We start from the raw sequence: 12,158 nt of genomic DNA, 5'->3' as shown, positions 1-12,158 counted from the left end.
GTGTTGGCGACTTGGCTCTCACCCCCAACAATATATTGTAATGATAGTTTATAAAGTTTTTGTTGCAAATTTGCAATTACTCAATTTACATCCCCAAAATTCCAAACTTCATAGGAAGAGAAAGCATTAATAATATTTGAGACTGAAATTAGATCGTGAAGATCGGCTCCATCGCGTCGAATCCTAATAAACTGAGACTGATGGAAGTTCTGCAGAAAGGAGAAACGACTAAAGAAGGGATTGCAAAAAAGATAAGGCTTCCCCTCAACACATTGGAAGGTATTTTGACTGAACTGATCGATGATGGCCTTGTTTCGACTATCAGTAACAATTATAGACTCACAGAAGAGGGAGAAAAGACCCTTAAATCGATGAAAGAAGATGTTAGAGGAAAGAGAAAGTAAGGAAGAGAAGATTTTTGTTCTTAGGAACATAATAGAGATCAGGATTCCAAAAAAAGACTATGAAAGGCTTTCTAAAAAATATTCAAATGAATACATAATTTCTACATATGAAAACAAAAAGATCATAAATAGAATTACCGGCAGAGAACTGGTTTTTGTTACAAAAGAGAGTGGAATACCGCTCTTTGGGCATTCAGCATTCGGAATAATAGACAGGGGAACAAATCTTTTGCAGATAAGGTGCATCTCTGGATGCAATCTGAACTGTGTTTTCTGCAGTGTAGATGAAGGTAGAAAGAGTAAAACGAGAAAGACAGACTTCATAGTGGATCCGGATTACATGATTGAAGAGATTAGAAAGTTAATTGAATTCAAAGGGGATAAAATTGAATTGCATTTGGATGGACAAGGAGAGCCCGCACTTTATCCGTATCTCGAGTATTTTGTTGAGGAGGCCAGCAAGATAAAGGGGGTTGAGGTTATTTCAATGCAGACAAATGGAATTCCGCTAAACGAAAAAAGAATATCCGAGCTTGAAGGAAAAATGAGTAGAATAAACCTCTCAATCAGTGCCCTAAGCGAGAATACGGCAAAAAAACTTCATCCCGGTTACCCGCTGAAGAAAGTTCTCGAAATAGCCGAAATTATTGCAAACAGCAAAATAGACTTGCTTATAGCCCCTGTCTGGGTCCCAGGCTATAATGAGGAGGAGATACCAAAATTAATAGAGTTTGCACTGAATATCGGTGCCGGGAAAAGGTATCCACCTCTCGGAATTCAGAAGTATATTCCTTATCGTTTTGGAAGAAGAGTTGGGAAGAGTATGTCTTTTGAAGAATTTTATAAAAAGTTAGCTGAATATGAAAAAGAATATGGTGTAAAGCTTATTTTGAGACCAGAAGATTTTGGAATTGAAAAAAGACCTTCATTAAAGCCACCATTCAAAAAAGGAGAGATATATTCAGGAAAAATAGTTGCAGAAGGTAGGATGTATGGGGAAAAGCTCTGCATCTCCAATAACTGGAGTGTCGCGGTAATTAGCGAGAGAAAGATTGGAGATTTCGTTAAATTCGAAGTCGTAAGAACAAAGGATGGGATAATAGTTGGTAAAGAAGTTTAATGTAATAGCAAAATTTTTATATTTTTGCGAACACACCAACGGAAGGGTGATAAAAATGAAAATACCGGCGAGAAGTCTTTCAAGAAAAACCGTGGTTTTGACTGACGGAACTGTTGTTGGCACTCTCTACAATATAACGGTTGATTTTAAAACAGGTGCATTAATGAATCTGGTTGTAAAGCCAACAAACGAAATTCCTGAGCTTAGAAAAGAAGAGGACATGTATATAATCCCATTTGAGTGCGTTCATGCCCTAAAAGATTACATTGTAATCGACAAGAGGAAGCTGAGAATGTGAGGGACTACATTTTCCCTCCCATAATACTACCACTATTTTTGATCCTTATCGTTGTTCCCTTTCTGATACTCGTATTTGTGTTCACGGGTTCTGCAGTTTTCAGACTTCTTTTCGGTGTTGATAGCGAAAAATCTCTTCTATTGCTCGGTATGATCGTAATAGGAAGTCTCATCAATGTTCCACTATACCAGAGAAGAGGTATCGAGCTCGTGCAGAGATACGAGATCTTTGGATTCATATACTCTATCCGGAGTAGAAAAAAGCTCATTGTGGCGGTGAATATTGGGGGGTGTGTTATTCCAGTCATTCTTTCAATGAAACTTCTTCTGGACATATACGATCTTATTTCGCCCCTCTTTCTTATTGGTGCTTTCTTGCTTTCTTCCATCATAATCTACGGATTTGCCAGACCAATTGTGGGTGTTGGAATAGTAATCCCGATGCTAATTCCTCCGATAATCGCAACTATAGCGAGTTATATTGCGCTTAGCCTCTCAGATGCTCCTATGATACTTCTGCCGAAGCTTTCATTCCTCATTGGTGTGCTTTCAACGCTTTTCGGAGCGGATATCCTTCATCTTAAAGAGATCGAAAAGGTGGGTTATGGTGTTATAAGCATAGGCGGAGCAGGAACTTTTGACGGGATTTTCCTCACGGGAATATTTGCAGTCCTATTTTCAGTGCTCTTCATCTAAAAGGTCTCTAACAGTTTTTCTAACCGCTTCTTCACTTCCAAGTTTTGGCTTCCAGCCCAAAGCTTTCAGTTTGTCTATAGAGAGAAGCATTATCGGAACGTCGCCCTTCCAACCACGATCTCCGCCTGTAAATCTAAACTTTGGATTTAGACCCATCTCCTCCGCAACAATCTCCGCGATCCTCCTCACTTTAATCTGGTCCTCAGAACCGATGTTAAAGATGTTTACTTTCCCTTTAGCCTTTAATCCGACAAACATTGCTGAAATGCAATCCTCGATGTAGATGTATGACTTATTTTGCTCTCCGTTCCCCAGAATTTCGAGTTCTGCTGGATTATCCCTCAACTTTTTTATAAAATCATAGATAACACCATGAGTGCTCCTTTTCCCGATAACATTCGCAAATCTATATATGTATGCCTGAAAATCAAAAGTATGACAGTATGACTCTATCAAAGCCTCACAAGCGAGTTTTGAAGCTCCATAAATGCTTATCGGATGTGTTGGGTGCTCTTCTGGAGTTGGAATTTGCTTTGCCTCACCATAAACTGTGGATGTAGACGTAAAGATGATTTTTCGCACATTTGCTTTTCTCATAGCTTCAAGAAGTCTATATGTGGCCACGACATTGTTCTTGTAGATATCATCAGGCTTATCAACACCCATCCTTACATCTGGATTTGCTGCCAAATGCCAAACTTCATCTGCACCTTTTAAAAAATTGGTCAAATCATCTTCTGCAAGATTCACGACGTGTAATTCTGCGTCATCGTTAACAAATTCCCTTCTACCGGTTGAAAGGTTATCAAGAACAACTACTCTGTCAATTTCTACAAGCCTATCAACGAGATGACTCCCTATAAACCCCGCGCCACCCGTAACAAGAATCATCAGCAAAGCTTTTATAGGTAGTTGATATATACTTTTTTCACTTTGGGAGGTGATAAAGATGCTACCGAACCAAATGGTGAAGTCCCTTATCGGAAAAGTGATCAGAGTGGAGATGAAAGGTGAAGAACACGAATTAGTTGGCAAGCTTGAAGGAGTGGACGAATATATGAACCTCTTCCTAACGAACGCAATGGAATGCAAGGGAGATGAGAAACTCAGAAATCTTGGCGAAATTGTGCTCAGAGGAAACAACGTGGTAATTATAAAGCCACAAGAATGACCGATTTTCAGATTGTAGATACAAGAGAAGAAATTTTGAAAATTCTTGACCAAAAAGGAGAGATTTTACAGAAGGATTTGTGGAAAGAGCTTAAAATCGACAGTAGTAAGTGCTCAAGGATTTTGAGAAAGCTCGAAAAAGAGGGATTAATTCGAAGAGTTGAAGTGGTAGTCGACGGTGTAAAGACTTTCAAAATAGTTTCTTCAAAATTCGAAGAGAAGAAAGCGGAAGAGGATAGGCTCGATTTAAGAACAGTAATGGACAGAATGGAGCAAATTGCGAGGCTTCCACCATGTTATGGCTGTTTAGAACTTGAATGCGAAGCAGAACGCTGTTTAAAACTCGAGGTATGGTTCCTTAAAGTGTGTAAATTTGGATAGATATTTTAACTTTGGTGAAATACTATTTGTGAAGATGAACGAGATAAAAGAACTGCTGGGCGGTCTGGAGTTTGAGGATACACGGGAGATAAAAGTTCCAGAAAAATTAATTGATCAAGTTATCGGGCAAGATCACGCTGTTGAAGCGATAAAGAAGGCTGCAGTTCAAAAAAGACATGTAATGCTCATTGGCTCTCCAGGCACAGGAAAATCAATGCTTGCAAAGGCGATGGCAGAGCTTTTGCCCAAGGAAGAGCTTGAAGATATACTCTGCTACCCGAATCCCCAAGATCCAAACCAGCCAAAGATAAAACTCGTTCCTGCAGGAAAAGGTAAAGAAATTGTCGAAGCCTACAAACAGGAAGCAATGAAAAAAGCGCAGGCAAGGAATTTCATGGTAATTACTCTGATTTTCATGGTAATTCTGTATGTCGCTATAGTGGATCCTAAAAATTTTATCTGGGGATTGATAGCAGGTTTACTTCTTTTAATGGTCTCGAGATATTTTATTCCACGAGAAGAAAGAAACGTTCCCAAGCTGTTGGTCGATAACTCTGAAAGAAAGACTGCCCCATTCGAAGACGCAACAGGAGCACATGCAGGAGCTCTTTTCGGAGACGTGAGACATGACCCCTTCCAGAGCGGTGGCCTTGAGACTCCTGCACATGAAAGAGTTGAAGCCGGAGCGATCCACAGAGCTCATAAAGGTGTTCTTTACATTGACGAGATTAATACCCTTACAATTGAATCACAGCAAAAACTGCTGACAGCTTTGCAGGACAAAAAGTTTCCGATTACTGGTCAGAGCGAGAGGAGTAGCGGTGCAATGGTTCGCACCGAGCCCGTGCCGTGTGATTTTATTCTTGTAGCTGCTGGAAACCTTGATGCCCTGATGGGAATGCATCCCGCTCTAAGAAGCAGAATTGAAGGATATGGCTACGAGATATACATGAACGACACAATGCCCGATACTCCAGAGAACAGACAGAAAATTGTAAGGTTCGTTGCTCAGGAAGTTGTTAAAGACGGTAAGATTCCACATTTTGACAAGTTCGCAGTTGCCGAAATAGTAAGAGAGGCGATGAGAAGAGCGGGAAGAAGAAACCACCTAACTCTTAGACTTAGAGAACTGGGAGGATTGATAAGGACTGCTGGAGACATAGCCAAAAGTGAAGGGGCTGAGATTGTTAGACTTGAACACGTGCTTAAGGCAAAGAAAATTGCAAAGACTGTGGAAGAACAACTCGCGGACAGATACATAGAGAGAAGAAAGGACTACAAGCTTTTCCTTACAGAGGGCTATGAAGTCGGTAGAGTTAACGGTCTTGCAGTTATTGGCGAAAGTGCAGGAATAGTTCTACCAATAATTGCGGAAATAACGCCAGCAATGAGCAAATCCGAAGGAAAGGTTATTGCAACTGGAAGGCTTCAGGAAATTGCAAGGGAGGCTGTAATGAACGTTTCAGCAATCATAAAGAAGATAATAGGAAAGGACACGTCGAACTTCGACATTCACATCCAGTTTGTCGGCACTTATGAGGGTGTTGAAGGTGATTCAGCAAGCATAAGTGTTGCAACTGCTGTAATCTCTGCAATAGAGAATATTCCGGTAGATCAATCTGTTGCGATGACAGGAAGTCTTTCCGTGCGTGGTGATGTGCTTCCAGTTGGTGGTGTGACTCAGAAGATCGAGGCAGCAATTCAGGCAGGATTAAAGAAGGTCATAATTCCGAAGGGAAATTCTGACGATGTTTTGCTCGACTCAGAACATGAAGGAAAAATCGAAATCATACCAGTTTCGAGAATTGAAGAAGTTCTTGAACATGCCTTAGCAGATAGCGAGAAGAAGATAAAGCTGATCGAAAAATTCAAGGAGTATAACTACGCCCTTGCAAGTTGATTAAACCATTTTTTAAGTATTTCGAATTGTTCGTGAGTGTTAACAATTTCACAGTCCATTGGACTCTTGAAAAAGAATGCAAGTTCCTTGACCACACCACCAACTCCGTTTTTCTTTGCAAATATTAAAAGTCTGGCGATGTCCAGCACGAGTGGACTTGCAACGATCGCATCTATTGCATCCCATATAAAATAGAACTTCATAAGCTTACCCAAAAATCCTCGGAAATGTATAAAGTCGAATGCTGTTTTGTTATCAACAAGGCTTGGGAAAAACTCAATCTCGGTTATGCTAAAGGGGGTATAACCTAAGGCTTTTTCAAGAACCCTATCCTTGCTTAATATTTTGCTCTCTTTGTTATCCTTTGCAGCCAAAACCTTGCCGTCATAGTCTCCCAAGATGTTGTAGCTCATCCAGCCCTCAACCTTCAAATTTCTATACGCAAACATGGGTGCAAGCGTAGTTTTAACAAGAGTTTCTCCGGTCTTGCCATCATTCCCAGCGTGGGGCACATTTTTCTCTTCAGCAAGCTTTTTCAGGGCCAAAATTGAAGAACCAACGCTTGGAGTAAAGTTTGCATACGGAAGTCCAAGTTTAATAGCAGAATAAGCATAAAGCATGCTGGCGGTCGCAAACTCTTTTCTATCCTCATCGAGCATTTCTTCAAAGCCTTCAATACTTGTGTGAAACTTCTCGTTCAATTTTGGCAAAGGTTCAGTGGATGCCACATTAACAACAACCGTATTCCTGTCAGCAAATTCCTTCATATCCCTGCAAATCCTATCCACAATTTCTCTCAAGCTCAAATTTTCGTCTTCAAGAGTTTGAAGACTTCCCAAAGCCATGAGCCCGCTACCACAATTCAATGCAGTTCCCTTTTTTGCAACAATCTCACTTAGATCTTTCTGAACTTTTTCGAGTAGTTCATATTCAAAGTGTTTGTTCTGATCCCAGTGCTCTTTTAGGGCTACAAAGGCATTTGGTAGCATGCGGATTTCGTGACCTCCGAAATCGAACTCAAATGGGACCACTTCGTCAAGCAATTTAAAATAAGGCAAAGCTGTCACAAGTCCTGTCTTATCCACCAATCCATTTTCTATAGCCTTTGCACCTGCCATGGCTGTGGTTGATACAATGCCATATGCCCCAATCATCCAGAGCTTCATTTTCTCACTCCGAAGTATTCTTCCACGGTTTCAGTAGCCCTTACCACAAGCTCAACCGCATTTTCGACGTCGATCAAATCCACTACCTCCACGGGACTGTGGATGTATCTCGCCGGTATGCTTATCACCCCTGCAGGTATTCCAGATTTTGTTAGATTTATTGCACTTGCATCCGTTGTTCCGCCTTCAGCAACTTCCAGCTGATAAGGAATCCGGTATTTCTCAGCTGTTTCTTTTAGCCATCTGAGAACAGTCTGTGAGACTATCAATCCCCGCCCCGAAGCATCAACCACTGTGATAACTGGCCCTCTCCCTAATCCAATGTCCATATGAGCACTTTCACTCCCTGGAAAATCTGCAGACACACAGGAATCCACTGCAATTGCAACGTCGGGCTCAATTGAAAAAGCAGAAGTTTTGGCACCCTTTAACCCAACCTCTTCCTGAACAGTGGCTACAAATTGAATTGTTGCCCTGCTTTTGCTCTTTCTAAAGGCTTCGATCGCAACTGCCAGGCCCACACGGTTATCAAAAGCCTTACCTGTGATTCTGTTGTTGGCAAGCATCGCAACTTCTCTATCAAGGGCAATCGGAGTTCCAACGTTTATTCCGAGATTAAAGACTTCTTCTTTGTTCTTAGCACCCACATCGATAAACATGTCGCTGATCTCAATGGCCTTCTTTCTCTCTTCATCTTTCATCAGATGTGGGGGCTTACAGCCTATAACCCCATGAACTTTCTTTTTTCCATATAAAATTACCCTTTGGGCTAGAGCTATCTGCGAAAACCAGCCACCTATTGGTGCGAATCTTATAAAGCCCTTATCATCGATCTGCTTTACTACAAAACCTATCTCATCCATGTGAGCGGAGATCATCATTTCGAGCTCAGAACCATTTCTTGTTGCTATTAGGTTTCCCATCGAGTCTACTCTGACTTCATCGGCAAATCTCTCCACTTCAGCTTTTATTATCTCCCTCAATTCGTCTTCAAAACCACTTATACCATGAGCATTGCTCAGCTTCTTTATCAGCTCTATCATATAACCACCTCATTCTCAATTGAGTGCCTTTTTGCTAAATCTTCTTCCATTAATTTCTTTCTTTCCATGATCTCAGCAACCATCGAATCGAAGAAAATCATTGCTGTTAATTCGAAGATTGTTCCGAGTGGGGCAATATTTGCTATTTCCTTTCCAAATTTGCTTTTAAGCACTATGACTAGATCTGAAAGTCTTGCAAGGCTTGAATTTTCTGAAGAAGTGACTCCAATGACTTTTGCTCCCAAATCCTTTGCCTTTTTAGAAAAAGCAACTACGTATCCCGTTTCCCCACTGCCAGAAATCGCTATAAGTAAATCTCCTTTTCCGATTCTGGGTGTTATGGTTTCACCCACAACAAACGAACGGTAGCCAAGATGCATTAGCCGCATTGAAAAAGCTCTTGCAACAAAACCACTTCTCCCTATGCCAAGAACAAATACTGCATTGGCTCCATCAAGGAGAGTGATAAACTCATCTATCTTTGAGCGCTCTAAATTTATACTCCGGACATTCTCAATGATTATGTCAATGAACCTCTGCATGAACTTTGTTTTCGAAAGGCTTAATAAGTATATCCCAATTTCACGCTATGATTGATATTCTGATCATCCTTGGAGTCATCTCTGCTTTCTATGTCGCCTGGAATATCGGCGCGAATGATGCTGCAAACTCAATGGCGACTTCTTACGGGAGCAAAGCTCTAACTTTGAGACAGATAATTATTGTGGCTGCAATACTGGAATTTTTGGGTGCTACTTTTTTTGGCAAGAACGTTGTCAAAACCATAGCTAAGGGAATAGTCCCAATAGAAATTCTCGACCCACAGCTTGTTGTTTATGGCTCAATCGCCGCATTACTTTCAGCAGGGCTGTGGATCACGATTGCTACCTATCTTAATCTACCAATTTCTACAACGCACTCAATCGTCGGTGCAATGCTAGGTTTTGGAATTGCAGCTGTTTCACAGGGACATTTGACCTTAAATGCCATAAAATGGAGTGAGCTGATTAAAATCATGCTCAGCTGGCTAATATCACCAATTACAGGAGCTATTTTAGCTTTTTTTACTTTTTCATTGATAAGGGTATTCTTATTTAGAAAATTTCGAGCTGAAAAAGTCGAAAATGTCTTCAGATACCTTCAGGTGTTCACAGCCTGCTACGTTGCTTTTGCACATGGAAGCAACGACGTTGCAAATGCAGTCGGACCAATGGCTGCAATCTTTGGATTAAGAGGAGATGGATATTATGAGATTCCAAGAGAGATCCTGGCATTTGGAGGTCTTGGAATCGCACTGGGTGTAGCTACTTGGGGTTATAGAGTTATAAAGATGGTTGGAGAGCAGATAACCCAGTTAACATTCACAAGAGGGTTTTCCGCAGAATTCGCAACTGCAACCACGGTTTTGTCAGCGTCTGCCTTAGGATTGCCAATATCAACAACCCATACACTTGTGGGAAGCGTGATTGGCGTTGGGCTCGCTGGAGGTATATCGGGTGTAAACCTTAATGTAGTCCAAAAAATTATATTCTCATGGATACTAACCCTTCCGATCGCTATGATGCTCTCAATAGGCATATATACGATACTGGTGGTGTTCGTATGAAGTTCTTTAGATCAGTGGGGCAAGTATTTGGATATTCCCCCTTCCCCACCCTTGTCAAACATGCTATTCTGTGTGGTAGGGCTGTGGGAATTTTACAGAGACAATTTGAAGCCTATGAAAAAGGCAACTTCGATCTTGTTGAGAAGTTAAAAGACGAAATTGACGAATTAGAAAGCCAGGCTGACGAACTTAAGGAAGAAATAAGGACACATGTAACAAGATCTCTGATTCTACCAATCGATCGGCAGGATCTGCTTGAATTTCTGAAAACTCAAGACGATATAATCAACAATTGCGAACATGTTGGTCACATGCTGACCTTCAGGAGAATTAAAATGGATAGCAAGATCGCAATGGAATTCAAAATTCTCTTAGCTCAGATTATGGAGTGTGTAAACGAATACGAGGCCATGGTTGCACACATAAAAAATCTTGTTGAAACATCTTTTGACAAGAAAGAAGTTCATGAAATTCTGGAAATAGTAAAAGAAATCGAAAGTCTGGAACATGAATGCGATGAAGTGCAAATTAAATTACACAAATTATTATTTAATTCCGAAAATTTGAACCCATTAGACGTTTACCTCATGGATACTTGGGTAGTTCATCTGGGCTACATAGCAAACGCTGCAGCAAGATCTGCAGATCGATTCAGATTAATGATACTCGGCAGGTGATTCGATGAAGATTACGATACTTGCCGACAACAAGATAATAGCTCCAAAGCCATTAAAGGCAGAATGGGGATTCTCAGCTTTAATAGAGAGCAAAGAAGTCATTATGTTCGATGTCGGCATGGGGACTGCAATAAATAATCTGATCATGTTGCAAAAGCCTCTGCCAGATAAGATAGTCCTTAGCCACGGACATTACGATCACACCACCGCCCTTTACCCTTTTCCAAAGAAGGTTCCGATTTACGCTCACCCCGACGTATTCTTGCCAAGATTTTTTGAAGGCAGATTCATAGGGCTCCCATTCCAGAAAGAACTGATCTTGAACTACTTCGATTTTGTAGAGCACAAAGAACCATTAGAAGTCTCAAAAGGAATCTGGGCTCTTGGAGAGATTCCAAGAGAATTCGAAACAGCAACTTTAAAGGATTCCTTTGCAATTAGAGACGGAATGAAGGAGAGGGACGAGATAAAAGACGATCAGAGCCTTGCAATAAAAACCGATAAAGGAGTTGTGCTACTCTTGGGTTGCTGTCATTCTGGGCTCAGAAATACTATAAAATGGGCTGAAGAAGTTGCCAGCGACGAAGTTAAATTCATAATCGGTGGAACGCATTTAATAGCCTACACAGAAGATAAGATCTTAGAGGTTTTGAAAAGCGTTAAAGTCGATCTAATTGCACCAACACACTGCACCGGCTTGAAGGCTGAAATGATAATTGCAAGAGCCTTCGGGGATAAATACAAGCCCACAGGAGTTGGTAGTGAATTCGAGTTTTAAAAATCAATCTCCAAAGGTAATTACTGGCGATGTGCCTATTCTCTTTGCCCCCATGCTCCTGAGTGTTGGCTTCAGGAATTTCACCATTGATCTGTCTACAATTATGTGCACAGCCGCAGCTCCTTTTGCCAGCGGAGATATCGTTGGATCGAAGCCCTGAGAAGTCAGATACTCGATTATCTTATCAAGGTTGCTCTTCTCTGGAACATTGAAGTAAAGACTTACAAGGTTTCTCGACTCTATAACTTCCTTTATGTCTGTAAGTAAATTCTCAAGGACTTCTTTTTTTTCCTTCTCCTTTAGAGAGGCTCTATTTGCTATAAAAACTGATTTTACCTGTCCATTTAACACATCGATTATTCTGCACTTGTTTTCCTTCAAAGTTGTTCCAAACTCGGTTACCTCGATTATCAGATCCGCCTCAGGAATAGGGGGCAATATCGACGCTTCGGTTTTTCCAATTGGATCAAAGACAACTGCATTCAAATTGTTCTTCTTGGCATATTCTTTTGCGATCTCTGGAAATTCAGAAGCTATGTAAATCTTCTTGTTTCCGACGACTGCCTTAAAATCTTCAATGCTTTTAACGTCGGGATAAACTTCTTCAGAAATGGCTGCAACGAGCTTTGTTGGTCGAAGTGGCAGATAATCGAGAACGACAACATTTTCAAGCTCCATTTTGAGTTTCCAGTTCTCAAGAATGTCTCCGCCAGTGATCGCCCCATCTCCTTTTCCAAGCTCTACGTAGAGCGGCATTATTTGTGGTCTAACCTGCTTGAAGATGAGCATGGGATGATCTACATCGATCAGATAACCTCTTTCGCTTTTTCCAAGCTTGTATCCTGCTGTGATGAGCGCATCCCAGATCGGCTTCTCAAGATGACCGTCAGGGAAGTATACCTTCACAAGCATAATATTAC

The 12,158-nt window shown here is 41.0% G+C and carries 15 protein-coding genes; 10 read left to right on the top strand and 5 right to left on the bottom strand.

From position 1 onward, the window contains the following. Positions 1-155: 155 nt before the first annotated feature. Genes QXI54_09605 through QXI54_09590 form a run of 4 tightly spaced genes read left to right on the top strand, consistent with a single transcriptional unit; the run spans position 156 to position 2,517 of the window. Positions 156-404, top strand: coding sequence for a winged helix-turn-helix domain-containing protein (locus QXI54_09605; GenBank protein MEM0303406.1), 249 nt, complete (start codon positions 156-158; stop codon positions 402-404). Beyond that, positions 382-1,524: a radical SAM protein gene (locus tag QXI54_09600; protein MEM0303405.1), complete on the top strand. Its 1,143-nt coding sequence runs from the start codon at positions 382-384 to the stop codon at positions 1,522-1,524. Before QXI54_09605 ends, QXI54_09600 begins: the two co-directional genes overlap by 23 nt. A gap of 55 nt (positions 1,525-1,579) precedes the next feature. Then, positions 1,580-1,822, top strand: a complete 243-nt coding sequence (locus QXI54_09595) for a PRC-barrel domain-containing protein (GenBank protein MEM0303404.1) — start codon at positions 1,580-1,582, stop codon at positions 1,820-1,822. Beyond that, the gene (locus QXI54_09590; protein MEM0303403.1) at positions 1,819-2,517 is read left to right on the top strand and encodes a DUF1614 domain-containing protein; all 699 of its coding nucleotides are present in this window, start codon (positions 1,819-1,821) and stop codon (positions 2,515-2,517) included. The genes QXI54_09595 and QXI54_09590 overlap by 4 nt, the downstream gene beginning before the upstream one ends. Here the strand turns inward: QXI54_09590 and QXI54_09585 are convergent. Beyond that, positions 2,500-3,408: an NAD-dependent epimerase/dehydratase family protein gene (locus tag QXI54_09585; protein ID MEM0303402.1), complete on the bottom strand. Its 909-nt coding sequence runs from the start codon at positions 3,406-3,408 to the stop codon at positions 2,500-2,502. The genes QXI54_09590 and QXI54_09585 overlap by 18 nt on opposite strands. A gap of 58 nt (positions 3,409-3,466) precedes the next feature. On the opposite strand from QXI54_09585, the gene QXI54_09580 reads away from it, so the two are divergent. The 3 genes from QXI54_09580 to lonB are packed head-to-tail and all read left to right on the top strand — an operon-like array spanning position 3,467 to position 5,968. Further along, positions 3,467-3,688, top strand: coding sequence for an LSM domain-containing protein (locus tag QXI54_09580; GenBank protein ID MEM0303401.1), 222 nt, complete (start codon positions 3,467-3,469; stop codon positions 3,686-3,688). Beyond that, positions 3,685-4,068, top strand: a complete 384-nt coding sequence (locus QXI54_09575) for a MarR family transcriptional regulator (GenBank protein MEM0303400.1) — start codon at positions 3,685-3,687, stop codon at positions 4,066-4,068. The genes QXI54_09580 and QXI54_09575 overlap by 4 nt, the downstream gene beginning before the upstream one ends. Before the next feature lie 34 nt (positions 4,069-4,102). Beyond that, complete coding sequence (gene lonB, locus QXI54_09570; GenBank protein ID MEM0303399.1) at positions 4,103-5,968, top strand: ATP-dependent protease LonB; 1,866 nt, start codon at positions 4,103-4,105, stop codon at positions 5,966-5,968. Here lonB and QXI54_09565 read toward each other — a convergent pair. The 3 genes from QXI54_09565 to hxlB are packed head-to-tail and all read right to left on the bottom strand — an operon-like array spanning position 5,950 to position 8,719. Further along, the gene (locus QXI54_09565) at positions 5,950-7,134 is read right to left on the bottom strand and encodes an inositol-3-phosphate synthase (protein MEM0303398.1); all 1,185 of its coding nucleotides are present in this window, start codon (positions 7,132-7,134) and stop codon (positions 5,950-5,952) included. The genes lonB and QXI54_09565 overlap by 19 nt on opposite strands. Then, the gene (locus QXI54_09560) at positions 7,131-8,177 is read right to left on the bottom strand and encodes a M42 family metallopeptidase (protein MEM0303397.1); all 1,047 of its coding nucleotides are present in this window, start codon (positions 8,175-8,177) and stop codon (positions 7,131-7,133) included. Before QXI54_09560 ends, QXI54_09565 begins: the two co-directional genes overlap by 4 nt. After that, on the bottom strand, positions 8,174-8,719 hold the full coding sequence (hxlB, locus tag QXI54_09555) for a 6-phospho-3-hexuloisomerase (GenBank protein ID MEM0303396.1): 546 nt from the start codon (positions 8,717-8,719) through the stop codon (positions 8,174-8,176). Before hxlB ends, QXI54_09560 begins: the two co-directional genes overlap by 4 nt. 47 nt (positions 8,720-8,766) lie before the next feature. Between hxlB and QXI54_09550 the strand changes: the two genes are divergently transcribed. From QXI54_09550 to QXI54_09540, 3 genes are read left to right on the top strand one after another with little or no spacing between them, the layout of a single operon-like run. After that, positions 8,767-9,783: an inorganic phosphate transporter gene (locus QXI54_09550; GenBank protein ID MEM0303395.1), complete on the top strand. Its 1,017-nt coding sequence runs from the start codon at positions 8,767-8,769 to the stop codon at positions 9,781-9,783. Next, positions 9,780-10,460: a TIGR00153 family protein gene (locus QXI54_09545; protein ID MEM0303394.1), complete on the top strand. Its 681-nt coding sequence runs from the start codon at positions 9,780-9,782 to the stop codon at positions 10,458-10,460. The genes QXI54_09550 and QXI54_09545 overlap by 4 nt, the downstream gene beginning before the upstream one ends. A gap of 4 nt (positions 10,461-10,464) precedes the next feature. Further along, positions 10,465-11,238 carry an MBL fold metallo-hydrolase gene (locus QXI54_09540; GenBank protein MEM0303393.1) on the top strand — a complete coding sequence of 258 codons (774 nt, stop codon included), beginning with the start codon at positions 10,465-10,467 and terminating at the stop codon, positions 11,236-11,238. Between the two features lie 3 nt (positions 11,239-11,241). On the opposite strand, the gene hisG is transcribed toward QXI54_09540, so the two are convergent. Continuing rightward, on the bottom strand, positions 11,242-12,150 hold the full coding sequence (gene hisG / locus QXI54_09535) for an ATP phosphoribosyltransferase (GenBank protein MEM0303392.1): 909 nt from the start codon (positions 12,148-12,150) through the stop codon (positions 11,242-11,244). Positions 12,151-12,158: the final 8 nt, after the last annotated feature.

It is taken from the genome of Archaeoglobaceae archaeon (assembly GCA_038734275.1).
Taxonomy (GTDB): Archaea; Halobacteriota; Archaeoglobi; order Archaeoglobales; family Archaeoglobaceae; genus WYZ-LMO2.
Note: the sequence above shows the minus strand (reverse complement) of the source record. Positions and strands in the feature narration are given on the sequence as shown.